This is a genomic window from Methylobacterium oryzae (assembly GCF_021398735.1).
Classification (GTDB): Bacteria; Pseudomonadota; Alphaproteobacteria; order Rhizobiales; family Beijerinckiaceae; genus Methylobacterium.
On record NZ_CP090349.1, the window covers coordinates 5,753,244 to 5,778,413 of the forward strand.

At 72.9% G+C, this 25,170-nt stretch carries 27 protein-coding genes; 17 read left to right on the forward strand and 10 right to left on the reverse strand.

Annotated elements, in window-relative coordinates; all coding sequences use genetic code 11:
- Nucleotides 1-200: 200 nt before the first annotated feature.
- The 9 genes from LXM90_RS27450 to LXM90_RS27490 all read left to right on the forward strand — a co-directional run bounded on the left by LXM90_RS27450 (nucleotide 201) and on the right by LXM90_RS27490 (nucleotide 8,849).
- A complete protein-coding gene (locus LXM90_RS27450) occupies nucleotides 201-824 on the forward strand; it encodes a LemA family protein (protein ID WP_376738905.1) in 624 nt (207 codons plus the stop codon).
- Between the two features lie 34 nt (nucleotides 825-858).
- On the forward strand, nucleotides 859-1,671 hold the full coding sequence (locus LXM90_RS27455) for a TPM domain-containing protein (protein WP_234081312.1): 813 nt from the start codon (nucleotides 859-861) through the stop codon (nucleotides 1,669-1,671).
- Nucleotides 1,661-2,293, forward strand: coding sequence for a TPM domain-containing protein (locus tag LXM90_RS27460; RefSeq protein ID WP_026605021.1), 633 nt, complete (start codon nucleotides 1,661-1,663; stop codon nucleotides 2,291-2,293). The genes LXM90_RS27455 and LXM90_RS27460 overlap by 11 nt, the downstream gene beginning before the upstream one ends.
- Nucleotides 2,294-2,596: 303 nt before the next feature.
- Complete coding sequence (locus LXM90_RS27465; RefSeq protein WP_234081313.1) at nucleotides 2,597-3,913, forward strand: glycosyltransferase; 1,317 nt, start codon at nucleotides 2,597-2,599, stop codon at nucleotides 3,911-3,913.
- Complete coding sequence (locus tag LXM90_RS27470; RefSeq protein ID WP_020093786.1) at nucleotides 3,913-4,149, forward strand: ferredoxin; 237 nt, start codon at nucleotides 3,913-3,915, stop codon at nucleotides 4,147-4,149. Before LXM90_RS27465 ends, LXM90_RS27470 begins: the two co-directional genes overlap by 1 nt.
- A complete protein-coding gene (locus LXM90_RS27475; protein ID WP_020093787.1) occupies nucleotides 4,146-5,471 on the forward strand; it encodes an NAD(P)/FAD-dependent oxidoreductase in 1,326 nt (441 codons plus the stop codon). The genes LXM90_RS27470 and LXM90_RS27475 overlap by 4 nt, the downstream gene beginning before the upstream one ends.
- Nucleotides 5,464-6,705, forward strand: a complete 1,242-nt coding sequence (locus LXM90_RS27480) for a cytochrome P450 (RefSeq protein WP_020093788.1) — start codon at nucleotides 5,464-5,466, stop codon at nucleotides 6,703-6,705. The genes LXM90_RS27475 and LXM90_RS27480 overlap by 8 nt, the downstream gene beginning before the upstream one ends.
- A 185-nt stretch (nucleotides 6,706-6,890) precedes the next feature.
- Nucleotides 6,891-8,066: a zinc-dependent alcohol dehydrogenase gene (locus tag LXM90_RS27485; protein WP_020093789.1), complete on the forward strand. Its 1,176-nt coding sequence runs from the start codon at nucleotides 6,891-6,893 to the stop codon at nucleotides 8,064-8,066.
- A gap of 114 nt (nucleotides 8,067-8,180) precedes the next feature.
- Nucleotides 8,181-8,849, forward strand: a complete 669-nt coding sequence (locus LXM90_RS27490) for an SOS response-associated peptidase (protein ID WP_234081315.1) — start codon at nucleotides 8,181-8,183, stop codon at nucleotides 8,847-8,849.
- A 6-nt stretch (nucleotides 8,850-8,855) separates the two neighbouring features.
- Here the strand turns inward: LXM90_RS27490 and LXM90_RS27495 are convergent, their stop codons facing one another.
- The 3 genes from LXM90_RS27495 to LXM90_RS27505 form a co-directional block, all read right to left on the reverse strand.
- Nucleotides 8,856-9,626, reverse strand: coding sequence for a lytic transglycosylase domain-containing protein (locus tag LXM90_RS27495; RefSeq protein ID WP_234081316.1), 771 nt, complete (start codon nucleotides 9,624-9,626; stop codon nucleotides 8,856-8,858).
- Between the two features lie 72 nt (nucleotides 9,627-9,698).
- Entirely contained in the window at nucleotides 9,699-9,959 is a 261-nt protein-coding gene (locus LXM90_RS27500) for a hypothetical protein (RefSeq protein WP_020093792.1), read from the reverse strand.
- A gap of 35 nt (nucleotides 9,960-9,994) precedes the next feature.
- Entirely contained in the window at nucleotides 9,995-10,285 is a 291-nt protein-coding gene (locus tag LXM90_RS27505) for a hypothetical protein (protein WP_170855206.1), read from the reverse strand.
- Nucleotides 10,286-10,422: 137 nt separating this feature from the next.
- On the opposite strand from LXM90_RS27505, the gene LXM90_RS27510 reads away from it, so the two are divergent.
- Nucleotides 10,423-10,644: a hypothetical protein gene (locus tag LXM90_RS27510; protein WP_100252755.1), complete on the forward strand. Its 222-nt coding sequence runs from the start codon at nucleotides 10,423-10,425 to the stop codon at nucleotides 10,642-10,644.
- An 80-nt stretch (nucleotides 10,645-10,724) separates the two neighbouring features.
- Here the strand turns inward: LXM90_RS27510 and LXM90_RS27515 are convergent, their stop codons facing one another.
- A complete protein-coding gene (locus tag LXM90_RS27515; RefSeq protein WP_234081318.1) occupies nucleotides 10,725-11,954 on the reverse strand; it encodes a hypothetical protein in 1,230 nt (409 codons plus the stop codon).
- A 115-nt stretch (nucleotides 11,955-12,069) separates the two neighbouring features.
- Here LXM90_RS27515 and LXM90_RS27520 point away from each other — a divergent pair, with 115 nt between their 5' ends.
- From LXM90_RS27520 to der, 3 genes are all read left to right on the forward strand, one after another.
- Nucleotides 12,070-12,681: an NnrU family protein gene (locus tag LXM90_RS27520; RefSeq protein WP_234081320.1), complete on the forward strand. Its 612-nt coding sequence runs from the start codon at nucleotides 12,070-12,072 to the stop codon at nucleotides 12,679-12,681.
- A gap of 128 nt (nucleotides 12,682-12,809) precedes the next feature.
- On the forward strand, nucleotides 12,810-13,520 hold the full coding sequence (locus LXM90_RS27525) for a tetratricopeptide repeat protein (protein WP_234081322.1): 711 nt from the start codon (nucleotides 12,810-12,812) through the stop codon (nucleotides 13,518-13,520).
- A gap of 31 nt (nucleotides 13,521-13,551) precedes the next feature.
- Nucleotides 13,552-14,901: a ribosome biogenesis GTPase Der gene (der, locus tag LXM90_RS27530; protein ID WP_234081323.1), complete on the forward strand. Its 1,350-nt coding sequence runs from the start codon at nucleotides 13,552-13,554 to the stop codon at nucleotides 14,899-14,901.
- A gap of 123 nt (nucleotides 14,902-15,024) precedes the next feature.
- On the opposite strand, the gene LXM90_RS27535 is transcribed toward der, so the two are convergent.
- The 5 genes from LXM90_RS27535 to LXM90_RS27555 all read right to left on the reverse strand — a co-directional run bounded on the left by LXM90_RS27535 (nucleotide 15,025) and on the right by LXM90_RS27555 (nucleotide 20,023).
- Nucleotides 15,025-16,143, reverse strand: coding sequence for a carboxylate-amine ligase (locus tag LXM90_RS27535; RefSeq protein WP_020093799.1), 1,119 nt, complete (start codon nucleotides 16,141-16,143; stop codon nucleotides 15,025-15,027).
- Nucleotides 16,144-16,204: 61 nt separating this feature from the next.
- On the reverse strand, nucleotides 16,205-16,615 hold the full coding sequence (locus LXM90_RS27540; protein WP_012320823.1) for a dihydrofolate reductase: 411 nt from the start codon (nucleotides 16,613-16,615) through the stop codon (nucleotides 16,205-16,207).
- Nucleotides 16,616-16,811: 196 nt separating this feature from the next.
- A complete protein-coding gene (locus LXM90_RS27545; protein WP_026605024.1) occupies nucleotides 16,812-17,561 on the reverse strand; it encodes an SDR family NAD(P)-dependent oxidoreductase in 750 nt (249 codons plus the stop codon).
- Between the two features lie 246 nt (nucleotides 17,562-17,807).
- Nucleotides 17,808-19,283: an amidophosphoribosyltransferase gene (gene purF / locus LXM90_RS27550; RefSeq protein WP_026605025.1), complete on the reverse strand. Its 1,476-nt coding sequence runs from the start codon at nucleotides 19,281-19,283 to the stop codon at nucleotides 17,808-17,810.
- Nucleotides 19,284-19,414: 131 nt separating this feature from the next.
- A complete protein-coding gene (locus LXM90_RS27555; protein WP_020093803.1) occupies nucleotides 19,415-20,023 on the reverse strand; it encodes a CvpA family protein in 609 nt (202 codons plus the stop codon).
- A gap of 276 nt (nucleotides 20,024-20,299) precedes the next feature.
- Here LXM90_RS27555 and alr point away from each other — a divergent pair, with 276 nt between their 5' ends.
- On the forward strand, nucleotides 20,300-21,409 hold the full coding sequence (alr, locus tag LXM90_RS27560) for an alanine racemase (protein ID WP_020093804.1): 1,110 nt from the start codon (nucleotides 20,300-20,302) through the stop codon (nucleotides 21,407-21,409).
- 45 nt (nucleotides 21,410-21,454) lie between these two features.
- A complete protein-coding gene (gene radA / locus LXM90_RS27565) occupies nucleotides 21,455-22,891 on the forward strand; it encodes a DNA repair protein RadA (protein WP_020093805.1) in 1,437 nt (478 codons plus the stop codon).
- A 106-nt stretch (nucleotides 22,892-22,997) separates the two neighbouring features.
- Here radA and moaA read toward each other — a convergent pair whose 3' ends face one another.
- Nucleotides 22,998-24,050: a GTP 3',8-cyclase MoaA gene (moaA, locus tag LXM90_RS27570; protein ID WP_234081326.1), complete on the reverse strand. Its 1,053-nt coding sequence runs from the start codon at nucleotides 24,048-24,050 to the stop codon at nucleotides 22,998-23,000.
- A gap of 81 nt (nucleotides 24,051-24,131) precedes the next feature.
- Here moaA and LXM90_RS27575 point away from each other — a divergent pair, with 81 nt between their 5' ends.
- Together LXM90_RS27575 and LXM90_RS27580 are read left to right on the forward strand one after the other, a co-directional pair.
- Nucleotides 24,132-24,554 carry a gamma-butyrobetaine hydroxylase-like domain-containing protein gene (locus LXM90_RS27575; RefSeq protein WP_020093807.1) on the forward strand — a complete coding sequence of 141 codons (423 nt, stop codon included), beginning with the start codon at nucleotides 24,132-24,134 and terminating at the stop codon, nucleotides 24,552-24,554.
- Between the two features lie 196 nt (nucleotides 24,555-24,750).
- The gene (locus LXM90_RS27580; protein ID WP_020093808.1) at nucleotides 24,751-25,071 is read left to right on the forward strand and encodes a cupin domain-containing protein; all 321 of its coding nucleotides are present in this window, start codon (nucleotides 24,751-24,753) and stop codon (nucleotides 25,069-25,071) included.
- The last annotated feature ends 99 nt before the right edge of the window (nucleotides 25,072-25,170 follow it).

A 25,170-nucleotide genomic window follows, 5' to 3' on the forward strand; every position in this document is an offset into this window, starting at 1 on the left:
TCCTCGGCCGGACCATCGGCTCGAGGGTCCGAACGTGCGCCGGCCCGGTCCGTTGCCGACGCCCTTAGCGGGCCGCGCCACAAACCTTCAAGACCCGTCGGGCGAGGGCCTTACCTTGGCGGTTCCGGCCCTTATCTCTCGGGCTCGTGATCAAGCGGCCGAGTCTCGGCCGGCAGATGGGGGACGATATGGGAACGACGCTGACGGCCGGCGCGGTGCGCCGGACATCGCCCGCGGCGCGCCTCCTCGGCGTGCTCTCGGTGATCCTGGTGGCCGCGGGTCTCTCCGGCTGCGGGGCGGTCAACCGGGTGCCGACGCTGCAGGAGCAGGCCAAATCCGCGTGGAGCGAGGTGCAGAACCAGTACCAGCGGCGGGCCGACCTGATCCCCAACCTCGTCGAGACCGTGAAGGGCTACGCGCAGCAGGAGAAGGACGTGCTGATCGGCGTCACCGAGGCGCGCGCCAAGGCGTCCAGCGTGAAGGTCGACGCCTCCACGGTCAGCGATCCGCAGAAGTTCAAGGAGTACCAGGACGCCCAGAACCAGCTCTCGGGCGCGCTCGGACGCCTGCTGGTGACGGTGGAGCGGTATCCCGACCTCAAGTCGAACCAGAACTTCCTCGCCCTGCAATCCCAGCTGGAGGGCACCGAGAACCGCATCGCGGTGGCGCGGCGCGACTACATCACGGCCGTGCAGGCCTACAACACCGAGGTGCGCACGATCCCGGGCCGCTGGATCGCGGCCGTGCTGTACCCCGACGCCAAGCCGATGGAGACCTTCACGGCGACGCCGAACGCCGACCGGCCGCCGAACGTGAAGTTCTAGGATGCGGCGCGTGGGGCGGCGCGTAGGACCGACCATGACCCGGACCCGGGGCGGGATCCTGCCCGACCGGGTGCGGCTCGCCCTGTCGCTCGCCGTCCTGGCGGCCTGCCTGACGGTCTTCGCGCTCGGGGCGCTGGGGGCCGAGCTGACCTTCCCGGCGCTGACCGGCCGCGTCGTCGACGCGGCCGGCATCCTGACGCCGGAGCAGCGCGGCACCCTCGAGGCCAAGCTGAAGGCGCACGAGGACAAGACCTCGGACCAAGTGGTCGTCGCCACGGTGCCGAACCTGCAGGGCACGACCGTCGAGGACTACGCCAACCGCCTGTTCCGGGACTGGAAACTCGGGCAGGCCAAGACCAACAACGGCGTCCTGCTGCTGGTGGCCCCGAGCGAGCGGAAGGTCCGGATCGAGGTCGGCTACGGCCTGGAGGGGGCGCTGACCGACGCCCTGTCCAAGGTGATCATCGCCGGCGCCATCACGCCGCGCTTCAAGACCGGCGACTATTTCGGCGGCCTCGACGCCGGCGTCGACGGCATCCTGTCGATCCTGGCCGGCGACGCGCAGGACTGGCAGCGCAAGCCGCAGGTGCGGTCCGACGAGGTCGATCCCGCCCAGGTGGCGGTCTTCGTCGTCCTGCTCCTGATCGTGGTGTTCGTCGCGTGGCGCATGAGCCGGGGCGGCCGGTCGGGACCCGGCGGCCTCGTCATCCTGCCGGGCCCCGGCTCGGGCGGGTGGGGCGGCGGCTTCTCGGACGGCGGGTCGGGCGGCTCCTCGGGCGGTTTCGACGGTGGATTTTCCGGCGGCGGCGGCTCGTCGGGCGGCGGAGGGGCCTCCGGTGACTGGTAGACGCGCGGCTGTCCTGACTCCGGAAGCGCGGGAGCGGCTCGCCCAGGCGGTCGGGCGCGCGGAGGCCGGGACCTCCGGCGAGATCGTCGTGATGGTGAGCCGACGCGCCGGCGCCTACCGCTCGATCGTGCTGCTCACCGCCCTCGTCGCGGCGCTGGTCCTGCCCTGGCCGCTGATCGCCCTGACGGCCTGGAGCGCCGCGTCGATCCTGCTGGCGCAGGCAGCCCTCGTGACGGCGATCCTCGCGGCGAGCCAGAACGAGCGGCTGCGCATGGCCCTGGTGCCGCGCCGTCTGCGCCGCGCCCGCGCCCGGGAGGCGGCCCGGCGGGCCTTCTGGTCGCGCGGCCTGAGCCTGACGCGCCGGCGCACCGGCATCCTGCTCTACCTGTCGCTCGCCGAGCGGCACGCCGAGATCGTCACCGATCTCGGCGTCCTGCGGGAGATCCCGCCCTCCGCCTGGGACGGGATCCTCGCCGAGCTCATACCGGCGCTCGGGCGCGGCGCGATCGAGGACGGCCTGACGGCGGCGGTCGCGCGCGTCGGGGCCTGCCTGGCGGAGCATCTCCCCGCGGGCCCGGGCGATCCCGACGAGCTGCCGAACCGGGTCGTCGTGGTCGACTGACGGCGCCGCCGGCCGTCGCGGTCGGGCGTCCGTGACGCGTCATCCGAACGGTGGAGGCGCCGAAATCCGGCAGGCCGCACGATCGCTGTGGCCTGTGACACTCCGATATTGCGTCGGACTTCAACCGGATGCCATGGTGCGGCGCCGCACCAAGCACCTTGGGGTTGTGTAACTGCGCTGGACCGGCCGCGATTTCCCCTGTGAGTCCGGCGCGCCGGGGGCCACGGGGCACCCGCGCGTGAAGGCGCCGGCACCCGAGCAGGAGCGACGCCGGCCCGACCGGGGGCGCTCGAGGAGGCCGTGATGAAGATCCTGATCGCCGCGACGCCGCTCACCGGCCACGTGAACCCGCTCCTCGCCATCGGTCGGACGGTGGCGGCCCGGGGGGACGACGTCCTCGTGCTCACCGACCCGGCCTTCCGGCCGAAGGTCGAGGCGGCGGGCCTGCGCTTCACGCCCTACGCGGACAACCACGCGGCCGAGTACCGCGAGACCGAGCTGCCGGCCGGCCCGGAGCGCTACCGCCGCGAGTTCGAGCGGCGGTTCGTGGATCCGATGCCGGTCCAGGCCGCCGCCCTGCGGGCGCTGATCGCGGCCGAGGCGCCCGACGTGATCCTGGCCGGCAGCATGTTCCTGGGCGCGCTGCCGCTGCTGCTCGACAGCGCGCCGCGGCCGCCGATCGTGACCGTCAACGTCAGCATCCTGTTCCTCGACCGGCCCGACCACGCGCCCGTGGGCCTCGGCCTGCCGCCGGCCCGCGACCGGGACGATCTCGTCCGCTACGCGACCCTGAAGGCCGGCATGGACGCGGCCTTCGTCAACCCGGTGCGGGCCTACACGGACGCGAAGCTCGCCGCGCTCGGCCTGCCGCCCCTGCCGGCGTCCCTGCCCCACTCGATCGTGGTCCTGCCGGACCTGTTCCTGCAGCCGACCGTGCCGGGCTTCGAGTACGAGTACGGCACCCTGCCGCCCGGCCTGCGCTTCATCGGCCTGCTCGATCCGCCGACGCCGCCCGCGCCGCTCCCGGACTGGTGGCCCGATCTGGAGGCGGCGAACGCGGCGGGCCGGCCCGTCGTGCTGGTCACCCAGGGCACACTGGCCAACGCGGATTTCGGCGAGCTGGTCGAGCCGACACTGACCGCCCTGGCCGACCGGGACGATCTGCTGGTCCTGGCCACCACCGGCGGCCGCCCGGTGGACGCGCTGAAGGTTCCGGTCCCGGCCAACGCCCGGGTGTCGTGCTTCCTGCCGTTCCGCGAATTGCTGCCGCGGGTGAGCGTGCTGGTGACCAACGGCGGCTACGGCAGCGTCTCGCAGGCGCTCGCCGCCGGCGTGCCGATCGTGTCGGCCGGCCTGACCGAGGACAAGGCGGAGGTGAACGCGCGCATCGGCTGGTCCGGCGTCGGGATCAACCTCGGGACCAGCGCGCCGGCCCCGGAGGCGGTCGGCGCCGCGGTGGCGCGGGTGCTCGGCGAGCCCGACTTCCGGGCGCGCGCCGGGGCGCTGCGGGACGCCTTCGCGGCCCGGGACGCCATGGCGTCGATCCTGACGGCTCTGGACGATCTCGCGCGCGCCGGGACCGATGCCGGGACCGCGCGCCGGCTGGCGAGGTCGGCGTGATGCCGGCCTCCGACACCGCGGCGCTCCGGGTCGTCGTGGATCTCAACCGCTGCCAGGGCTACGCCCAGTGCTGCTACGCCGCGCCGGACGCCTTCGCGATCCGCGGCCACGAGATCCTGTTCTACGATCCCGCGCCGCCGGCCGATCGCCGCGGCGCCATCGAGCGGGCCGTGCAGGCCTGCCCGGTCCGCGCCATCAGCCTCCAGGCCGGCCCGGACGACGGAGACGCGCCGTGACCCCCGAACCCGCCGGCATCGTCGTGGTCGGCGCCTCCCTCGCCGGCCTGCGCGGCGCCGAGACGCTGCGGCGGGGCGGGTACGACGGCCCGCTCACGCTGGTCGGCGCCGAGCCGTACCGGCCCTACGACCGGCCGCCCCTGTCGAAGCACGTGCTCGCCGGGGAACTCGCCGCCGACGCGACCCGGCTGCCGGAACTGGCGGATCTGCGCGCCCGCTGGCGTCTCGGGAGCCCGGCCGTCGCCCTCGACCGGGCAGCCCGCACGCTCCGGCTCGCCGACGGGTCGGCGCTGGCCTACGAGGCCCTGCTCATCGCCACCGGCGCCGAGGCCCGGCCCTGGCCGGCCGAGACCGGCGGCGGGCTCGCCGGCATCTTCACCCTGCGCGGGCGCGACGACGCGGCCGCCCTGCGGGACGCCCTGCTGGCGCGCCCGCGGCAGGTGCTCATCGTCGGCGGCGGCCTGATCGGTTGCGAGGCGGCCTCCTGCCTGCGCGACCTCGGCCTGCCCGTGACCCTGATCGACCCGAACGCCGCGCCCCTGGCCCGGGGTCTCGGGACCTTCGTCGGCGGCGTGATCGCCGAGCGTTTGCGCGAATCCGGCGCCACGTTCCACCCCGGCACGATGGTGCGGGCGTTCGAGGGCGACGCGGCGGGGCACGTCGCCCGGGCCCGGCTGGCGGACGGCAGCACCGTCGAGACCAACCTCGTCATCGCCGCCCTTGGGGCGACCCGGGCGACGGGCTGGCTGCGGGGCGCGGGCCTGCGCGCCGATGCCGGCGGCGTGACCTGCGACGCCGCCTGCCGGGTCCTCGACGCCGACGGGGTGCCCTGCCCGGACATCTACGCCGCGGGCGACGTCGCTCGGTGGCCGATCCCGCTCTACGGCAATCGGCTGATCGCCGTGGAGCACTGGGGCAACGCCGTCGAGCAGGCCGCCCACGCCGCGCGCAACATGCTGGCCGGCCCCGGCGAGCAGCGCCCCTACGGCCACCTGCCGGCCTTCTGGTCGAGCCAGTTCGGGATCAACATAAAGCTGGTCGGCCTCCCCGACGGCGCCGATTCCGTCGCGGTGGTGCAGGGGTCGCGGGCGTCCCGCCGCTTCCTCGCCGTCTACGGACGCGCCGGGCGCAGCATCGCGGCCGTCTCGTTCGATCAGGCGCGCTGGCTGCCGGCCTACGCGGAGGCGATCACGGCCGGCGACCCGTTCCCGCCGATCACCGACGCCACCGACCGGCCGCGCGTCGAGATGGCGGCCCCGGGCTTCCCGACACCGCGCCGCGCCGCCCCGGCGCCGCCTTCCACCGAGGCCGTCCATGTCTGACGACGCGCTGTTCGCCGCCGTGATGGATCCGGCCAACCGGGCCGACCCGTACCCGCTCTATCGACGGTTGCGGCAGCAGCCGGTCTCCCGCCAGCGCGACGGCAGCTACGTCGTCTCCACGCACGCGGCGATCCGCAGCCTGCTGTTCGACCCGCGGCTCAGCTCCGAGGATCTGCCACCGCCTCGGCGGCCCCGCACTGGCAATCCGCTCAAGGACCTGATCCTCAACCCGATCAAGAACCGCATCAGCGCCACGCACCGCCCGTTCATCTTCCGCGATCCCCCGGACCACGACCGGCTGCGCAGCCTGGTGATGCGGGAATTCTCGATCGCGCGGGTTCAGGCGCTGCGGCCGCGGATCGCCCGGGAGGTGGACGGCCTGATCGACGCCTGCCGGGACCGGCGGGAGGTCTGTCTCGTGAGCGACCTCTCCTACCCGCTGCCGGTGACGGTGATCTGCGAGCTGCTCGGCGTGCCACGCGAGGACGAGCCGCGGTTCCAGGCCTGGGCGACGCAGCTCGCCACGGCCGTCGAGCCGGACGCGCGCCACGACGACGCGACCCGGCGCCAGATCGTCGGCGCCTTCGACGAGATCGCCGCCTACATGCGCGACCTCATCCGCGAGAAACGGCGGCGCCCGGCCGACGACATGCTGAGCGGCCTCGCCGCCCCCGGTCCGGACGGCCGGAAGCAGATGAGCGACTTCGACCTCCTGTCGACGGCGGTCCTGCTGCTGGTCGCCGGTCACGAGACCACCGTGAACCTCATCACCAACGCCATGCTGACCCTGCTCCGGCACCCCGAGGAGCTGGAGCGGCTCCGGGCCGATCCGGAGCGCGCGCCGCGGCTGATCGAGGAGGTCCTGCGCTACGAGCCGCCGGTGCACTTCCGGACCCGCAAGGCCCTCGGCGCGATCGCGGTGGCCGGCGAGATGATCCCCAAGGGGGCACCCGTCATCCTGATGTTCGCCGCCGCGAACCGGGATCCCGACCGGTTCGCGGAGCCAGACCGCTTCGATCCCGACCGGGGCGACATCGAGCATTTCGGCTTCGGCGGGGGCCTGCACTACTGCGTCGGCGCGCCCCTGGCGCGGCTCGAGGCCGAGATCGCCCTGGTGGCGCTGAGCCGCCGCCTCGTCGCCCCGCGGCTCGCGGTCGATCCGCCGCCCTACCGGCCGGGCGCGTCGCTCCGGGGGCCCGAGCAGCTCGGCATCGGCATCGACGGGATCGCCTGATCCGGACCGGGCCGGCGCGAGTCGTAAAGCGACGGTGAACGGGGCTGTTTCACGTGAAACATTCGTAAACCCCTTCGCCGCGGTCGCCCGGACGGCGACGCCGGAACTTGGCCGTGCCGAGGCGGGCTTTACGGGAGAGCGGCCGAGACGGCCGCAATCCCGAGAGCTTCCGGAGAGACGACGCCATGAAGGCATTGTGCTGGCACGGCCGCAACGACATCCGCTGCGACACGGTCCCGGATCCGGTCATCGAGGATTCCCGCGACGTCATCATCAAGGTGACGAGCTGCGCGATCTGCGGCTCGGACCTGCACCTGATGGACGGCCTGATGCCGACCATGAAGAGCGGCGACGTCCTCGGCCACGAATTCATGGGCGAAGTCGTCGAGGTCGGACAGGGCTTCACCAAGTTCAAGAAGGGCGACCGGATCGTGGTGCCCTTCAACATCAATTGCGGTGCATGCCGGCAGTGTAAGCTCGGCAACTTCTCGGTCTGCGAGCGGTCGAACCGCAACGCCGAGATGGCGGCCGCGCAGTTCGGCTACACGACGGCCGGCCTGTTCGGCTACTCGCACCTCACCGGCGGCTACGCGGGTGGCCAGGCCGAGTACGTGCGCGTGCCCATGGCGGACGTCGCCCCCATGAAGGTGCCGGACGGCATGGACGACGAATCCGTCCTGTTCCTCACCGACATCCTGCCCACCGGCTGGCAGGGCGCCGAGCACTGCGAGATCCGGGGCGGCGAGACGATCGCGGTCTGGGGCACCGGCCCGGTCGGCATCTTCGCGATCCAGTCCGCGAAGATCATGGGGGCCGAGCGGATCATCGCCATCGAGACCGTGCCCGAGCGGATCGCCCTGGCCAAGAAGGCCGGTGCCACCGACGTCATCGACTTCATGAACGAGGACGTGTTCGAGCGGATCAAGGAGATCACCAAGGGCCAGGGCGCCGACGGCGTGATCGACTGCGTCGGCATGGAGGCGAGCGCCGGCCACGGCGGCCTCACCGGCATGCTGTCGACGGTGCAGGAGAAGCTCACCGCCACCGAGCGCCCCTACGCGCTGGCCGAGGCCATCAACGCGGTCCGCCCCTGCGGGATCGTCTCGGTGCCGGGCGTCTACGGCGGCCCGATTCCGGTCAACATGGGGGCGATCGTCCAGAAGGGCCTGACCCTCAAGAGCGGCCAGACGCACGTGAAGCGCTACCTCGAGCCGCTGACCAAGCTGATCCAAGAGGGCAAGATCGACATGACCTCCTTGATCACCCACCGCTCGCAGGATCTCGCGGAGGGCCCGGACCTCTACAAGACCTTCCGCGACAAGAAGGACGGCTGCGTGAAGGTGGTGTTCCACCTGAACTGAGGCGGCGGCGTCCCGGTCGGCGATCGGCCGGGACGCCCCTCTCCGCCGGGCTGGGCGCGGCGTCCCGAAAGCGTGTAGAGCCGGCAACGCGCTCACCGACCACGCGGGGTGTCCATGTGCAATCTCTACAGCCTGCGAACCGGCCCGGCGGACTTGCGCCGGGCCTTCGAGATCGCGGAGGATCGCACCGGAAACCTCCCGCTGTTGCCGGCTATCTTTCCCGACCAGCTGGCGCCTGTGGTCCTGAACGGCGCGACCGGCCGCGACCTCGCGATGATGCGCTGGGGCATGCCGGGGCCGAAGGCGTTCGGCGAGCATCCGATCACCAACGTGCGCAACGTCGCGAGCCCGCACTGGCGGCCCTGGCTCGGGGTCGCCCATCGCTGCCTCGTGCCGGTCACCGCCTTCAGCGAGTACGCCGACACCAAGCCGCGCAAGACGCCGGTCTGGTTCGCCCTCGACGAGGACCGGCCGCTCTTCGCCTTCGCGGGGATCTGGCGGCCCTGGACCGGCGTGCGGGGCACGAAGCGCGAGAACCCCGACCGGGTCGCGGAGGAGCACCGGCTCTTCGCCTTCCTGACCACGGAGGCGAACGGCGTCGTCGGGCCGGTCCATCCCAAGGCGATGCCGGTCCTGCTCACGAAGCCGGAGGAGTGGGCGACGTGGCTGGAGGCGCCGACCGCGGAGGCGCTCCGGCTCCAGCGGCCGCTTCCGGACGCGGCGATGCGCGAGGTCGCCCGCGGCGCGCGCTCGGACGGGCCCGAGGCCGAAGCCGAGGCGTGAGAGGCGCTAGCCGCCGGCCGGCTCGCCGGAGGACCCGTCGGGCGCGGCCGACCAGCCGCGCGCCCGCCAGCGCGACACCACGGCGGCGTTGAGCCGGGCGATGCGCGCCCGGTGCGCCTCCCAGAACGACATCGGCTTCGCCGGGACGGCGGCGACGCGCGTCCGGTGGACGGGGCCCGCCGAACGCGCGGCGAGGCGGTCCGGCGCGGCCGCGCGGGCGCTCGCCCGGACGACGCGCGCCTCCGGGTTGCCGAGAATCGCCTGAGCGCGGGCGCAGTAGAGCTGCGACAGCGGCGACATCGCCTCCGAACCGTGGCCGGCCCGGTACTTCATCAGGGCCCGGCAGAGGTCGCCGTCGGCCCGGCGCCACGCCTCGGCGAGGTAGCGGACACCGTAGCGGACGTTGATCTCCGGCGATGCCAGCTCGGCGACGGTGCCGCGGAAGCCGAGCATCGCCGCGGTGGTCGGGCGGACCTGCATCAGGCCGACCTCACCGACGCTGCCGACCACTGTGGGGTCGTAGCCGCTCTCGATCCGCGCGACGGCGTCGGCCACCGCGAGGGGCAGGCCGGTGCCGGCGGCCTCGCGGGCGATGAGCGGCAGGTAGCGGGCGCGGGCGTCGGCGGCGACCGGTGCGGGTGCGGGCATGGCCGCAGGCGCGGGCGGGACCGGCGGCAGCGCGGCCATGCCGACGGCGTGCACCGCCAGGAAGGTGGCGGGCCGGGCCTGCACGGGGGCGGCGCAGGTCAGCAGCAGGAGAAGCAACGGAGCGCGCATCGGCCGCCACGGAGAGGAACCGGGACCTGTCTATCCCGGCCGCCTCAACGAAGCCTTTCGCCGGCGCGCGCCCTACTGGATGGGGCCGCGGTCCCGCGCCTGCAGCAGCCGCAGGGCCTCACCCAGGACCGCGTGGAGGTCGGCCGCGCCCTGCTGGCTCAGCGGCAGGCCGACTCGCTGCCCGTGGATCGTGTCGAGGACCAGCATGGCGAGGTCCTCGCCGATCAGCAGGTTGGATCCCGGCAGGCAGAGCGGCAGGACGAAATCGCCCTCGACCTCGCCGAGGGCGTCGACCGCGTCCGCGGGCCGGAAGGGCGGCTTCCGATCGGTCATCGCTCCCCTCCTCGAATTCCTCCCGGCGCCGCGGCTCAGCCGCGGTCCGGCATCCGCACCGACCGCACCGTGAGCGTGTCGATCTCCAGCGAACCGACCTCCAGGGTGCCGACCCGGGCGCGGCCCACCGAGAGGCGGCCGATCGCGAAGGCGCCGACCGCCACGACGCCGAGGGCCGCGGCCCCGAGGGCCAGCGCGCCCAGGGCCGACGCCCCGATCGCCCCCGCGCCGACGGCGCCCGATCCCAGGATCGCCGTGTCGTGGGACGGGATCACCCCCGTCCCGTCGGGGCGGCTCTGCGCCTCCGGAACCCTCGAACGCGACATGCGGATTCCTCTCCGAGCGGGCGATTGCGGAGCCAGCTATACCCGACGTTAACCGCGTTTTCACGCCGCTCGGAGACGATGGCGCTCGATCCCGGCCGGCCCGGACCGCGCGTCCGCCGCCAGAGAGGACGTCGCCCGTGCAGCACCTGTTCCAGGCCGTCGCGATCTTCGCGTTCGGCTGCCTGCTGATCCATGCCGGTCGCGCCTATGCCCGGGCGACCACGCTCCTGCTCTCCGCGACCGCGCTGATGCTGAGCGTCACCCTCGGCACCGTGCTCTGCCAGCGGATCGGCCTCCCGGGGCGTTCCGTCGCGGCCGGCCCGTCCTACACGGTGGCGCTCGGCAGGCCCGCTCCGTAGAGCCGCGTCCGGTCGGACGGGATGCGCCCGAGGCTCGGGACGGCGTCGCGCGCGGTTGGGGCCGCGCCGGTAGAGCGGGATCAGGGCCAGACGCGGATCGCCACCGGGCGGCGCAGCAGGTCGCGATCGGAAGTGATCGTGCAACCCTCCGTGCGCAGGCTCGCGTAGGTCAGCAGCGCCCGGTCGCCGACGTCGTCGAAATTGCGGCCCCGCGCGTCCGGGTCGAGCAGCGACGGATAGGCGAGGAGCGGCACGGTCGCCGCGCACGGGTCGTCGTAGAGGGTCGCGCCCTCGAGCAGCAGGCGCGGGCTGTCCCAGGTGATCAGGTCGCGCGAGGTCGTCCAGTAGAAGCCCGACCGGGGAAAGCCCTCCCCCGCCTTGGCCATGAACACGGCGATCCAGGCGCCCGTGCCGCGGTGCCGGACGACGGCGCCGACCGGGCCCGGGAACGGCCCGACCGGCCGGCAGGTGGCGGTACTCGGGCGGCCGGCCCGGTAGGGATCCGGGAAGGCTGCGGTGAAGCCGGTGCCGGTCCAGGCCCGCCAGCGGGTCGGATCGGCCGGGTCGTCGCTGCGGAACAGGCAGACCCCCGCCTCCTGGTCGCTGCCGGGCCGGGTCCAGCCGGTGGTCGAGGCGAGGAAGTACCGCCACGTCCCGTCGGCCACGATGTTCGACGGGTTGAAGAAGCCGCGGTGGCGGCCCTGGTCGACCTCCTGCCGGAACGGCGCCCCGGCGACCACCGCGGGCGGGCTCTGGCGCTTGAAGCTGCGGCCGCCATCCGTCGAGGCGGCGGCCGTGATCGTGTTGTACCAGCAGGCCATGTAGCTGGCGGCCGGGCAGCGGCCGGGATGCTCGTTGGCCTGGTACTCGTGGTGGAGGAGCGCGGCCACGCGGCTCCCGTCCTCGGTCCAGGTGGCGGTGATCCAGGAGCGGTCGTCGTAGGCGGCCGGGTCGGGCTTCTCGCCCGAATCGAGCACCACCGCGCAGTCGATCCTGAGATGCTCGAGGTCGGGACCGCGCAGCGCCCGGTTGCGGTAATGCATCCCGTAGAGCGCGACCGCGCCCGACGCGTCCCGGAAGGCGCGCGCCGGCGCGTCGGGCACGTCGGCGCCGTCGCAGGCGTCGCGCCCCGCCTTGAAGACGAGCGCGGGCGGCCCGACCAGCGTCAGCGCCGAGAGCGGCGGCTCAGGCGCGGCCGCGGCGGCGTGCGGGAGGAGCGGCAGAAGCGCCAGGGATAGCGCCAGAGTGAGCGTCAGCAGGATCCGGCGCGCGGCGCGCGCCCATCCGGCGATCCCGTTCGCCCAATCCATGATCGCCACCCGGCTGCGTCCCGGCTGCGCCTGGACAAACAGGCGGAGATTCGCTTGAGAACCATTACAGAGTGCTTGCCGCCGACCGCGCGCGCGGCCCGACCGAAAGTCATCCATGGTTCTCCTGATCCTCGGGCTGGTGCTGTTCCTCGGCACGCACGCCTTCTCGATGGCCCGTACCCGGCGCGCCGCGATCGTCGGCCGGATCGGCGAGGGCCGCTACAAGCTCGGCTACACCGCCCTGTCGCTGCTGGGGCTCGTGCTGATCGGGATCGGCTTCCACGATTACCGGCTCGCCGGCTACATCCCGGTCTGGGATCCGCCGGTCTGGACGCGCCACCTCGCCCTGGCGCTGGTCTGGCCCGCCTTCGTGTGCCTCGCGGCCGCCTACCTGCCGGGCCATATCCGCGCCAAGGCCAAGCACCCGATGCTGCTCGCCGTGAAGATCTGGGCGACGGCGCACCTCCTCGCCAACGGCGATCTCGGCTCGATGCTGCTGTTCGGCGGCTTCCTCGCCTGGGCGGTGACCGCCCGGATCAGCGCCAAGCGCCGGGGCCTCGCCCCGGGGGCGGTCGCGGCCCAGCACGGTGGTCCGGCGGCGGCCCCGCTGGGCTGGCGCAACGACGTCCTGGCCCTGTTGATCGGCACGGCCGCGTGGTTCGTCTTCGCCCGCTACCTGCACTACCCGGTGATCGGCGTGCCGGTCTGGCCGGGCACCCCGGCCTGAGCCGGCACCCGAGACGACACACGAGGCGGCCCAGAGACATGGCCTGTCGCCAACCCGGCGCCCGTGTGTTAGGCGCGGGGCCCGAACGCGACGAGGTGGCCCGCTGAGATCATGCGGGCCGGGATAGAATGGCCGAGAACAACGAGTTCCTTCGCGAGGTCGACGAGGATTACCGCCGCGACCGGATCCTCCAGATCTGGAAGCGCTACAGCGGCGTGATCATCGCGCTCGCCGTGCTCTTGGTGGCGGGCGTCGCGGGCTGGCGCTACTGGCAGGCCCAGCAGCGCGCGGCGGCCGAGGTCGCCTCGGTGCAGTTCGACGACGCCAACCGCCTCGCCAAGGACGGCAAGGTCGCGGAGGCCGACAAGGCCTTCGACGCCCTGGAGGCGCAGGGCCCGGCGGGCTACCGCCTGCTCGCCCGGTTCCGGGCGGCGGCCGAGACCGGCAAGCGCGACCCGGCGGCCGGGGCCGCGGAGTTCGACAAGCTCGCCGACGATACCGGCGTCGGCGACGGCCTGCGCGACCTCGCGCGCCTGCGCGCCGCGCTGCTGCGCCTCGACGGGGCGAACCCGGATCCGGCGCTCGCCAATCTCCAGGGCCTCGCCGCCGGGACCCCGTTCCGCCACACGGCCCGCGAGATGCTGGGCCTCGCTGCCCTGAAGAAGGGCGATTACGAGGACGCCAGCCGCTGGTTCGACCAGATCGTGGCCGATCCCGACACGCCGCGGAACCTGCGCGAGCGGATCGAGGTCTACGCGGCGATCGTGGCGGGCGGCCCCGTGACGGTGACCGCGGCCAAGCCCGAGCCTGCCGCGCCGCCCCCGCCGATCACGCGCTGATTTCATCGTCCGGACTGTTTCGAGAACCACCATGGATATGCCGACCGTCGCGATCGTCGGGAGGCCGAACGTCGGCAAGTCGACCCTGTTCAACCGCCTCGTGGGCAAGAAGCTCGCGCTGGTCGACGACCGCCCGGGCGTGACCCGCGACCGGCGCGAGGGCGACGTCGCGTTCGGCGGCCTCCAGTTCCGGGTGATCGACACCGCCGGCCTGGAAGAGGCCGACGCCGCGACCCTCACCGGCCGGATGCGGATGCAGACCGAGGCGGCGATCCTCGCCGCCGACGTGGTGCTGTTCGTGATCGACGCCCGCGCCGGCGTGCTGCCGGCCGACCAGCCCTTCGCCGAGCTGGTGCGCCGCGCCGGCTGCCCGGTGATCCTGATCGCCAACAAGGCCGAGGGCGGCGCCGGCCTCGCCGGGGCCTACGAGGCCTTCACCCTCGGGCTCGGCGACCCGATCCCGTTCTCCGCCGAGCACGGCGAGGGCCTGGGCGAGCTGCACGAGGCGCTCAAGGGCGCCCTGCCCCAGCGCGACGAGGACGAGGAGGCCGACGACGACGCCCCCGGCCGCCGCGCCCTGAAGGTCGCGATCGTCGGCCGCCCGAATGCCGGCAAGTCGACCCTGATCAACCGCATGCTCGGCGAGGACCGGCTGCTCGTCGGCCCCGAGGCCGGCATCACCCGCGACTCGATCTCCCTCGACTGGGAGTGGCGCGGGCGGCGGATCAAGCTGCACGACACCGCCGGGATGCGCCGCCGCGCCCGGATCGACGACAAGCTGGAGAAGCTCGCGGTCTCGGACGGCCTGCGCGCGGTGCGCTTCGCCGAGGTGGTGGTGGTGCTCCTCGACGCGACGATCCCGTTCGAGAAGCAGGACCTCACCATCGTCGACCTCGTCGAGAGCGAGGGCCGCGCCCTGGTGATCGGCCTCAACAAGTGGGATCTGGTCGCCGACCAGCCGGGCCTGCTCAAGCAGCTCCGCGAGGATTGCACCCGGCTGCTGCCGCAGGTGCGCGGCGTCGGGGTCGTGCCGCTCTCGGGTCTCGCGGGCGACGGCGTCGACAAGCTGATGCAGGCGGTGGTGCAGGCCGCCGAGGTCTGGGACCGGCGCGTCTCCACCTCGCGCATCAACGACTGGCTGAACGAGGCCACCTCCCGCAACCCGCCCCCGGCGGTGTCGGGCCGGCGGATCAAGATCCGCTACGCCACCCAGGTGAAGAGCCGGCCGCCGCACTTCGCGCTGTTCGGCAACCAGCTCAACGCCCTGCCGAAATCCTACACGCGCTACCTCGTGAACGGCCTGCGCGAGGCGTTCGACCTGCCGGGCACGCCGATCCGCCTGTCCCTGCGGACCTCGCAGAACCCGTTCGACAAGGGCTGATCCGAGCTCCTGTCGTCCTTGCGAGCGGAGCGAAGCAACCCAGTGTCGCGCCGCGCTGGTCGAGGTCGCGGCACCCCGGGTCACGTCGCTCCGCTCGTGATGACGGCGCGGATGCGGCAGTGCTCAGCGCGCCGCGTCGGCGATCCAGTCCACCGCGGCCGCCAGCGCGGCGCGCTCGTCCTGATCCGCGGCGAGCGCGGCCTCGTAGGCCGCGATCTGCCCGTCCGCGCTGGTCCCCTCGGCCACGATCGCCCGCGCGCGGGCCACGTCCGCCGCGCAGCCGAGAGCGTCCGCGTCCTCGGCCACCAGCGTGAGCACCGCCTCCAGCGCCTCGGCGAACGGCACGGCCTCGCCGCGCGCCTCGTCGATCAGGGACGCGGCGACGCCGCTGTGCTGGGCGCGCCAGAGATTCTCCGAGGCCAGCGCCCGCGAGACGCCGTCGAGCCCGGCATGGAGGTCCGGCCGGCGCGCGCACAGGCGCACGAGGCAGCGGAACAGCGCGGCGACGCAGAGCGAATCGTCGAGGCGCGTGCAGGCGTCGACGATGCGCAGCTCCAGGGTCGGGAACTTGATGGAGGGCCGCAGCGACCACCACAGGAAGCTCGCGTCCGCGATGGCGCCCGACCGGGTCATGATGGCGACGAACCGCGCGTGGGCGTCCGAGTCAGTGAACAGTTCCGGCAGGCCGGTGCGCGGCAATTCCCCGAAGACGCTGAGCCGGTAGGCCCGCAGGCCCGTCGCCTCGCCCTGCCAGAACGGCGAGGAGGCCGACAGCGCGAGCAGCAGCGGCTGGAACGGCAGCAGCCGGTTCATCAGGTCGACCCGGGCGTCGGGGTCCGGAACCTCGACGTGGACGTGCATGCCGCAGATCAGGGCCCGCCGCGCCGCGATGCCGACATCCGACAGGATGCCCTTGTAGCGCGCGCCGTCGGTGGCGGTCTGGCGCGACCAGCGCGCCAGGGGGTGCGTGCCGCAGGCCAGCAGCCGCAGGCCGTTCTCGGCCGCGATCCCGGCGAGCTGCCGCCGCTGGCCGCCGAGATTCTCCCGGGCGGCCGCCGCGTCAGTGAGCGGCGGCGTGCAGACCTCGACCTGCGCGGCGACCAGCTCGCGGCCCGTCTCGGGGAGCTCCGCCTTGACCCGCGCGTGGAAGGCGGCGAGGTCGCCCCGCGGCGTCCCCCGGGTCTCGGCATCGGCCAGGAAGTACTCCTCCTCGATGCCGAAGCGGTAGCTCGGGGTGCTCATCGTGGTCTCCGGAAAACGCGACGCGTGCGCGCCAACGCGCCGGCGGGGACGAAGGTGCCGCTCAGGGCGTCCGCAGCGGCCCGCCGACCAGCCAAGCGGGGTCGAACCAGCGGTCGGCCTCGCCGTCGTAGGGCAGGCGCGTGATGTCCCAGTTCTGGATGTACCGCGCGTAGACGTTCCACACCGCGATCCCGCCGCCGACGAAGATCCGCCGCCCGGGATAGCGCTTGAGCACCGCCTCCGGATCCTCGTGGCTGCGGATCACGTCGATCGTGCGGTCCTTGAAGGCGAATTCGGGCACCGAGGCCACGGTCTTCGGCCCGGCGATCAGCACGTGGCCCATGGTGAGGGCGAAGAAGCGCGTGACGTCCTCCACGAAGAGCGGGTCGGTGTTGCCCTCCCAGGGCAGGTGGCCGTTGAGGCCGAGCTGGCCTCGCAGGCCGATCGCGCAGATGCAGCGGACGTCGATCATCGTGATGAACTCAGAGAGGAAGATCAGGCCCGTCCTATACAACCCCTCATCCCGAGATGCCCGCGCGAGCGGACCGCGAAGGAGGGCGCCAGGGATCGCGCGACCTCCGGGCCGTTCTCTCGAGGCCTCCGCTTCGCTCCGGCACCTCAGGATGAGGCAGGCGGTGGGATGTGCGTTCGAATAACAGCGCAGGGGCTCACTCGGGTGCGCGGAAACTCAGCACCCGGTCGGTGGGGAAATCGTAGAGCTTGCCGGTCTCGGTCCAGTCCGGGGACGCGAGCCGCACGAAATGGGGCGCGAGCTCCTCGGGCGTCCGGAGGGTCTCGGGGTCCTCGCCGGGCATGGCCGAGCGGCGCATGCCGGTCCGCAGGGGGCCGGGATTGAGCAGCATGGCCCGGATCGCCGCGCTCTCGTTCTCGGCCGCGTAGGTCCGCACCAGGGCCTCCAGCGCCGCCTTCGAGACCGAGTAGGGCCCCCAGTAGGGCCGGCACTTCGAGGCGGCCCCCGACGAGACGAAGATCGCCCGGCCGGCGTCCGACATGCGCAGCAGCGGGTCGAGGGAGCGGATCAGGCGCCAGTTGGCGGTGACGTTCACGTCCATCACCTGCCCCCAGATCTTCGGGGTGATGTGGCCGATCGGCATGAGCGCGCCGAGGATGCCGGCATTGGCGACCAGGATGTCGAGGCGCTTCCAGCGCTCGTTGATCGCCGCGCCCAGGCGGTCGATCGCGTCGTAGTCGGCGAGGTCGAACGGCACCAGGGTGGCGCTGGAGCCGGCCGCCCGGACGGCGTCGTCGAGCTCCTCGAGGGCGCCCACGGTCCGGGCCACCGCGATGACGTGCGCGCCGGCCCCGGCCAGCGCCAGGGCGGCGGCGCGCCCGATGCCGCGGGACGCGCCGGTGACGACCGCGACGCGGCCTTCCAGGGGTCTTTGGGAGTCAGCCATGGGGAGCACGTAGCGCATTCCCGCGCCAAGGGTCGAGGAGTCCGGTTTCAAATGGCCAGTAACCGGGCCCTTTCGACCACTTTCGGTCGATGGCCCCGACCCGCGTCTTTGCGAGCGCAGCGAAGCAATCCAGGCGGCGCCATGCTCACCGATGTTGCGCTACCCTGGATTGCTTCGCTCCGCTCGCAAAGACGGCTGTGCCGAAGCCGTGTCTCTGCTTTGCCGGTCGCGCCCTTCCGGAGAGGCTCAGTCGGCCTCGGCCAGCATGGCGAAGCGCTTCGGGCCGGCGATGGACAGGTCGGTCAGGCCGGTCGGGTAGTCGCCCGTGAAGCAGTGGTCGGTGTATTGCGGGCAGGCCGCGTTGCGCGCCTCCTCGCCCATCGCCCGGTAGAGGCCGGGAATCGACAGGAAGGCCAGCGAATCGGCGCCGATATACTTGCGCATGGCCTCGAGATCGTGGGTCGCGGCGAGCAGCTTCTCCCGCTCGGGCGTGTCGATCCCGTAGAAGTCCGGGTAGGTGATCGGCGGAGAGGCGATCCGGAAATGGACCTCCGCGGCGCCGGCCTCGCGCATCATCCGGACGATCTTCACCGAGGTCGTGCCGCGCACGAGGCTGTCGTCCACGAGGACGATGCTTTTGCCCTCGATCGCCGCGCGGTTGGCCGAGTGCTTCATCCGGACGCCGAGCTCGCGCACCGACTGGGTCGGCTGGATGAAGGTCCGGCCGACATAGTGGTTGCGGATGATGCCCATCTCGAACGGGATCCCGGTCTCCTGCGAGAAGCCGAGCGCCGCCGGCACGCCGGAATCCGGCACCGGCACGACGATGTCGGCGGGCGCCGCGGCCTCGCGGGCCAGCTCCCGGCCGATCGCCTTGCGCACCGCGTAGACGCTCTTGCCGTTCACCACCGAGTCCGGCCGGGCGAAGTAGATGTACTCGAAGATGCAGGGCCGCATCGGCACGGCGTCGGCGAAGCGGATCGACTCGATCCCCTCCTCGGAGATCACCACGATCTCGCCGTTCTCGATGTCGCGCACGAAGCGGGCGCCGATGATGTCGAGCGCGCAGGTCTCGGAGGCCAGCATGTAGCGGCCGTCGAGCTCGCCCAGCACCAGCGGGCGGATGCCCAGCGGGTCGCGGGCGCCGATCAGCTTCTTGTTGGTCAGCGCCACGATCGCGTAGGCGCCCTGGATCGCCTGCAGGGCGTCGATGAAGCGCTCGATGATCCGCGGCTTCCGCGAGCGGGCCGCGAGGTGCAGGATCACCTCGGTGTCGGAGGTCGACTGCGTGATCGCGCCGTCGCGCACGAGGTCGCGGCGGATCGACAGGGCGTTGGTGAGGTTGCCGTTGTGGGCGACCGCGAGGCCGCCGCTGGCGAGCTCCGCGAAGAGCGGCTGGACGTTGCGCAGGATCGTGCCGCCGGTGGTCGAGTAGCGCACGTGCCCGATGGCGGCGCGGCCCTTGAGGCGGGCGATCGTGTCGCCGTCGGAGAAGGAATCGCCGACGAGGCCGGGGCGGCGCTCGGAGTGGAAGACGGAGCCGTCGAAGGAGACGATGCCGGCCGCCTCCTGGCCCCGGTGCTGCAGGGCGTGCAGGCCCAGCGCGACGATCGCGGAGGCGTCCGGATGGCCGAAGATCCCGAAGACCCCGCACTCCTCGCGCAGCGTGTCGCCGTCGAGGTCGAGATCGAAGGTGTCGGTGGTGGCGGCGGCGTGTGACATGGGGCTGTCGATCACTCACAGATCCCGGCGGCGACGGGCCGGCGCGCCGGTCGTCGCGGAAGCAATCCGTACACCACCGGAACCGCTATCTAGGCGTTCCGCGCGATGAGACCTACGGCGAATACCGCAGATCAGCGTCGCGTCGGGGTCGGCGCGGTCTCGGTCCGGCGCTGCGGCGCGGCGTCGGTCTCGGCCGGTGCGTCGGCGGAGTCGCTCGGCGGCGCGCCGGTCTTCGGCTTCTTGAACTGCTTGAGGAAGCCTTCCGGATTCTCGGGCAGCTGCGCCACCAGGGCGTCTCCGGACTTCTCCAGCATCGGGCGCGTGCGGGCCTGGGCGGCCCAGTCCGGCACCTTGCCCTGCACCAGCCAGGACAGGAACACCCAGCCGATCACGCAGATCAGGAAGCCGCGGGCCGCGCCGAACAGGAAGCCGAGGGAGCGGTCGACCGCGCCGATCCGCGAGTCGAGCACGACGTCGGAGATCTTCACCGTGATGATGGACACGATGATCAGGGTGCCGAGGAAGATCGCCGCGATCGACGCCACCAGCGCCACGGTGTCGCTGTTCACGTGCTGCTTCACGGTGGGCAGCAGCATGGGGTGGAGCGTCCACGCGACGGCGGCAGCCGCCACCCAGGCGACGATCGCCAGGACCTCGCGGGTCACACCACGCACGGCCGCGAGCAGCGCGGAGACCGCGACGATGCCGAGCACGGCGAGATCCAGGACGGTAAACGGCATCGTTGAGCTTTTTGGTACCCGCGGGGATGGCGCGTCGGCCGTGCGGCTCCCCCGGACCGCGGCGGATTTATACCAAGCCCGACCTCGGCCGTCACCCTGGCGCGCCCGCCTGATCGCGCGCCTGTGCCGTCCATGCATCAGACCGTGCATCGGACGCGCCGATCACCGTGGCGCGACCCGCCGCGCGGAATGCTCGGCTCCACCCGGGCACCGTCCCGGTGCTATGGGTCGCGCCCGGGGTCCGGTCCGCGCGTCCGGACTCCCGGTGGCGAATGGATGGAGGCGTTCCGCGTGTCCGAGGCCGGACCTGTGACGGAGATCGGCGCCCACGGCGCCCGGCTGACGATCGACCTCGGGGCGATCGCGGCCAACTGGCGGTTCCTGGCGGCCCGCGGCGCGGGCGTCGACTGCGCCGCCGTGGTGAAGGCCGATGCCTACGGCTGCGGCGTCGGCCGCGTCGGGCCGGCCCTGTGGGCCGCCGGCTGCCGGACCTTCTTCGTCGCGCACCTGTCCGAGGGCGTCGCCGCCCGGGCCGCCCTGCCGGACGCCGCGATCTACGTCCTGAACGGTCTGCCCCCGGGCGCCGCGGCGGCCTTCGCGGCCCACGGTCTGCGCCCGGTGCTCGGCAGCGTCGAGGAGCTGTCGGACTGGGCGGCGTTCCCGGGGAACCGCCCGCCCGCGGCGCTGCACGTCGATACCGGCATGAACCGGCTCGGCCTGTCGGTGCCCGAGGCGCTGGACCTCGCCGGGGACGCGCGGATCGCGGCCGCCGGGATCGACCTGCTGCTCAGCCACTTCGTCAGCGCCGAGAAGCCGGAGGACCCGGTCAACGCCCGTCAGATCGCCGATTTCGCGCGGGTCCGGGCGGCCTATCCCGGGCTCCGGGCCTCGCTGGCGAACTCGTCGGGCATCTTCCTCGACGGGGCCCGGCACGACCTGCTGCGGCCGGGCTACGCCCTGTTCGGCGGCAACCCGACGCCGGGCGCCGCGAACCCGATGCGCCCGGTGGTGCGGCTGGAGGCGGCGATCGTGCAGGTGCGCGGCGTCGCGGCCGGCGCCACCGCGGGCTACAACGGCCGCTGGACCGCCGCCGCGCCGAGCCGGCTGGCGACCCTCTCGCTCGGTTACGCCGACGGCCTCCCCCGGGCGATCAGCGAGCGAGGCCAGGCGCTGGTCGGCGGCGTGCCGTGCCCGATCCTGGGCCTCGTCTCCATGGACCTGATCATCCTCGACGTCACGGCGGCGCCCGCGGCCCGGCGCGGGGCGGAGGCGGTGCTGATCGGCGACAGCCTCGACATCGACGCGGTCGGCCGCGCCGCCGGCACGATCGGCTACGAGATCCTGACCGGGCTGGGTTCTCGGTATGTTCGAACTTATGTAGGCTGACGCGACTCCACCCTGACACGCCGGACCGCCGGCGCCCGGACCCGTATGGCCAAGATCCACCAGACCTTCGTCTGCCAGTCCTGCGGGGCGGTCTACAACCGCTGGCGCGGGCGCTGCGAGGCCTGCAACGGCTGGAACACGATCGTCGAGGAGGCGCCCTCGGCCCCCGGCCAGTCCGGGCCGGCGGCGACCCGGCCGTCGCGCAACCGCGGCCGGGTCTTCCCCCTCGAGGGCCTGACCGGCGAGGCCAAGGAGGCGCCGCGCATCCCCTCGGGGATCGGCGAGCTCGACCGGGTGACCGGCGGCGGCTTCGTGCGCGGCTCGGTGATCCTGCTCGGCGGCGATCCCGGCATCGGCAAGTCGACCCTGCTGATGCAGGCCTCGGCCGCCATGGCGGGCACGGGCGAGCGGGTCGCCTACATCTCGGGCGAGGAGGCGGTCGGGCAGGTGCGCCTGCGGGCCGAGCGACTGGGCCTGAGCGCGCGCCCGGTCCAGCTCGCCGCCGAGACCAACGTCGAGGACATCGTCGAGACCCTGAGCCAGGGGCGCCCGCCCGCGCTGGCGATCATCGACTCGATCCAGACCATGTGGACCGAGACGGTGGAATCGGCCCCCGGCACGGTCACGCAGGTCCGCTCCTCGGCCCAGGCGCTGATTCGCTTCGCCAAGACCACCGGCACGGCGGTGATCCTGGTCGGCCACGTCACCAAGGACGGGCAGATCGCCGGCCCGCGGGTGGTGGAGCACATGGTCGACGCGGTCGCCTCCTTCGAGGGCGACCAGGGCCACCATTTCCGCATCCTGCGCGCCGTGAAGAATCGGTTCGGGCCGACCGACGAGATCGGCGTGTTCGAGATGACCGACGCCGGCCTCAGCGAGGTGCCGAACCCGTCGGCGCTGTTCCTGGCCGGCCGCGACCACCAGGCGGCGGGCACCGCGGTCTTCGCCGGCATGGAGGGCACGCGGCCGCTGCTGGTGGAGATCCAGGCGCTGGTGGCGCCCTCGTCGCTCGGCATGCCCCGGCGCGCCGTGGTCGGCTGGGACCCGAACCGGCTGTCGATGGTGCTCGCCGTGCTGGAAGCCCACGGCGGCATCCGGCTCGGCAGCCACGACGTCTATTTGAATGTTGCCGGAGGCTTGCGCATCACCGAGCCGGCAGCGGATCTGGCGGTGGCGGCAGCGCTGGTCTCGTCGCTGTCGGGGGCCGTGCTGCCGCCCGAGACGGTCTATTTCGGCGAGATCGGCCTGTCGGGGGCGATCCGGCCCGTAGCGCAGGCCGGCTCCCGGCTGAAGGAGGCGCAGAAGCTCGGCTTCGCCAAGGCGCTGATCCCGCAGGGCCGCGGCGAGGGCGAGAAGGCGCTCTCCGTGGAGACGCTGCGCCACATCGCCGACCTGGTGGCGGGCATCAGCGCGGGCGCGCCGCGGCGGGGATCCGGCCAGCGCGGGCGGCAGCCGGCCCGCTACGCCGACGAGGAGATGTGAGCGCGTCCGTCCTTGCGAGCGGAGCGAAGCAATCCAGGGATGCGCTACGGTCGGGAAGGGCCCGTTGCCCTGGGTTGCTTCGCTGCGCTCGCTAGGACGGAGGCGGTCAGCCCCCCGTCACGCTCATGTGCCGCGGCACGGCGGCCGGGCGCTGGCGCTCGATGACGAAGTCGTGGCCCTTGGGCTTGCGGGTGATCGCCTCTACCACCGCCGCGGCCAGCACCGCGTCGTCCTGGGAGGCGCGCAGGACCGCGCGCAGGTCGGCCGAATCCTCCTGGCCGAGGCACATGTAGAGCTGGCCCGTGCAGGTCAGGCGAACCCGGTTGCAGCTCTCGCAGAAATTGTGGGTCAGCGGCGTGATGAAGCCGAGCTTCCCGCCGGTTTCCTCGACCCGCACGTAGCGCGCCGGGCCGCCGGTGCGGTCGGGCAGCGGCGTGAGGGTGTAGCGGGTCTCCAGGCGCTGCCGGGCCACCGACAGGGGCAGGAACTGGTCGGTCCGGTCGGCCTCGATCTCGCCGAGCGGCATGACCTCGATCAGCGTCATGTCCATGCCGAGGCCGTGGGCCCAGGCGATCATGCCGGGGATCTCGTCGGCGTTGACGTCGCGCAGCGCCACCGCGTTGATCTTCACCTTCATCCCGGCGGCCCGCGCCGCCGCGATGCCGTCGAGCACCACCTTGAGGTCGCCGCGGCGGGTGAGCGCCCGGAACTTGTCCGGGTCGAGGGTGTCGAGGGAGACGTTGATCCGGCGCACGCCGAGGCTCGCCAGCTCGTCGGCGTAGCGCGTGAGCTGCGTGCCGTTGGTGGTGAGCGTCAGCTCCTCCAGCGCCCCCGAATCGAGGTGGCGCGAGAGCCGGCGGAACAGGTGCATGATGTCCCGGCGCACGAGCGGCTCGCCGCCCGTGATCCGGAGCTTGCGCACGCCGCGGGCGATGAACACGCCGCAGAGCCGGTCCAGCTCCTCCAGGGTCAGCAGGTCGCGCTTGGGCAGGAACTCCATGTGCTCGGACATGCAGTAGGCGCAGCGCAGGTCGCAGCGATCCGTCACCGAGATGCGCAGGTACGAGATCGCCCGCTGGAACGGGTCGATCAGCGGCGCCGGCCCGGCGGTCGCGCCGAGAGCGGACGTCTGCGGCGTCAGGGAGCTGTCATCGAGCATCGTCCGGCATATGATGCCACCGGCGGTCGCGGGCAAGCCGATCCCGCGCCGCAGCCCCAGATTGCGTGAGGAGTGTGACCCGTGACCGAGGATCTGTGGCCGACCGAGATCCGCCTGTCGGCCGACCGGCGGGTGCTCAGCGTCGCCTTCGAGGACGGTGCGCGCTACGCCCTGCCGGCCGAGTACCTGCGCGTGTCGAGCCCCTCGGCCGAGGTGCAGGGCCACTCGCCGCAGGAGCGGAAGGTGATCGGCGGCAAGCGCGCCGTGGCGATCCTGGCGGTGGAGCCGGTCGGCAACTACGCGGTGAAGCTCGGCTTCGACGACATGCACGACACCGGCATCTACGGCTGGGGCTACCTCCACACCCTGGGCCGCGAGTACGAGACGCGCTGGAACACCTATCTCGGCGAGCTCGCCGAGCGCGGCCTGGACCGCGAGACCGCGCGCACCGCCCCGGTGAAGCAGGGCGGGGGCTGCGGGTCGGGCTCGTGCGGCTGCCACTGAGGGCAGCTGCTCCCGCTTACCCCGGCCCCGAGCCTCGTCTTTGCGAGCGGAGCGAAGCAATCCAGAGTGGCGCCACGATTTTCGGCGTCGCGCACCCCTGGGTCGCTTCGCTGCGCTCGCGATGACGGCGTCGAGCCGCTGAGTGGGCCGGCGGCTTGCATCGCGCACCCGTCAGCCCACCACCTTCGGAGCCGCCATGGCCTTCGCCTGCACCATCCCCGCGACGCCCACGATCCAGCAGGACGACGCCGCCGTGCGCATCACCCGCTGGGACTTCCCGCCCGGCGGCGTGACCGGCTGGCACGAGCACGGCTGGCCCTACTTCGTGGTGATGCTGGTGGACGGGATCCTGCGCGTCCACGACGGCGCGGCGGTCAGCGAGACGGCCCTCGCGGCCGGGCAATCCTACATGCGCCCGGCGGGCATTCGGCACGACGTGATGAACGGGTCCGACCACCCGATCGCGTTCGTCGAGATCGAGGTGAAGCGTCCGGACGCGCTGGTGACCCTGCCCTGATCCGGTTTCCGTTTGAACGCTTCGGTTGATGTGCCTATCCCGTCATCACGAGCGAAGCGAAGTGACCCAGGGCAGCGCGACCTCTGCAGGCGTGGCGCC

Coding starts and splice junctions, on each gene's coding strand:
- LXM90_RS27525 (WP_234081322.1), top strand. CDS start 12,810: ATGGCCGAGAACAACGAGTTCCTTCGCGAGGTCGACGAGGATTACCGC.
- LXM90_RS27490 (WP_234081315.1), top strand. CDS start 8,181: ATGTGCAATCTCTACAGCCTGCGAACCGGCCCGGCGGACTTGCGCCGG.
- LXM90_RS27470 (WP_020093786.1), top strand. CDS start 3,913: ATGCCGGCCTCCGACACCGCGGCGCTCCGGGTCGTCGTGGATCTCAAC.
- LXM90_RS27485 (WP_020093789.1), top strand. CDS start 6,891: ATGAAGGCATTGTGCTGGCACGGCCGCAACGACATCCGCTGCGACACG.
- LXM90_RS27480 (WP_020093788.1), top strand. CDS start 5,464: ATGTCTGACGACGCGCTGTTCGCCGCCGTGATGGATCCGGCCAACCGG.
- purF (WP_026605025.1), bottom strand. CDS start 19,283: ATGTCACACGCCGCCGCCACCACCGACACCTTCGATCTCGACCTCGAC.
- LXM90_RS27500 (WP_020093792.1), bottom strand. CDS start 9,959: ATGACCGATCGGAAGCCGCCCTTCCGGCCCGCGGACGCGGTCGACGCC.
- LXM90_RS27495 (WP_234081316.1), bottom strand. CDS start 9,626: ATGCGCGCTCCGTTGCTTCTCCTGCTGCTGACCTGCGCCGCCCCCGTG.
- LXM90_RS27455 (WP_234081312.1), top strand. CDS start 859: ATGACCCGGACCCGGGGCGGGATCCTGCCCGACCGGGTGCGGCTCGCC.
- LXM90_RS27555 (WP_020093803.1), bottom strand. CDS start 20,023: ATGCCGTTTACCGTCCTGGATCTCGCCGTGCTCGGCATCGTCGCGGTC.
- LXM90_RS27535 (WP_020093799.1), bottom strand. CDS start 16,143: ATGAGCACCCCGAGCTACCGCTTCGGCATCGAGGAGGAGTACTTCCTG.
- LXM90_RS27520 (WP_234081320.1), top strand. CDS start 12,070: ATGGTTCTCCTGATCCTCGGGCTGGTGCTGTTCCTCGGCACGCACGCC.
- der (WP_234081323.1), top strand. CDS start 13,552: ATGGATATGCCGACCGTCGCGATCGTCGGGAGGCCGAACGTCGGCAAG.
- LXM90_RS27465 (WP_234081313.1), top strand. CDS start 2,597: ATGAAGATCCTGATCGCCGCGACGCCGCTCACCGGCCACGTGAACCCG.
- moaA (WP_234081326.1), bottom strand. CDS start 24,050: ATGCTCGATGACAGCTCCCTGACGCCGCAGACGTCCGCTCTCGGCGCG.
- LXM90_RS27580 (WP_020093808.1), top strand. CDS start 24,751: ATGGCCTTCGCCTGCACCATCCCCGCGACGCCCACGATCCAGCAGGAC.
- LXM90_RS27505 (WP_170855206.1), bottom strand. CDS start 10,285: ATGTCGCGTTCGAGGGTTCCGGAGGCGCAGAGCCGCCCCGACGGGACG.
- alr (WP_020093804.1), top strand. CDS start 20,300: ATGGAGGCGTTCCGCGTGTCCGAGGCCGGACCTGTGACGGAGATCGGC.
- LXM90_RS27515 (WP_234081318.1), bottom strand. CDS start 11,954: ATGGATTGGGCGAACGGGATCGCCGGATGGGCGCGCGCCGCGCGCCGG.
- LXM90_RS27540 (WP_012320823.1), bottom strand. CDS start 16,615: ATGATCGACGTCCGCTGCATCTGCGCGATCGGCCTGCGAGGCCAGCTC.
- LXM90_RS27545 (WP_026605024.1), bottom strand. CDS start 17,561: ATGGCTGACTCCCAAAGACCCCTGGAAGGCCGCGTCGCGGTCGTCACC.
- radA (WP_020093805.1), top strand. CDS start 21,455: ATGGCCAAGATCCACCAGACCTTCGTCTGCCAGTCCTGCGGGGCGGTC.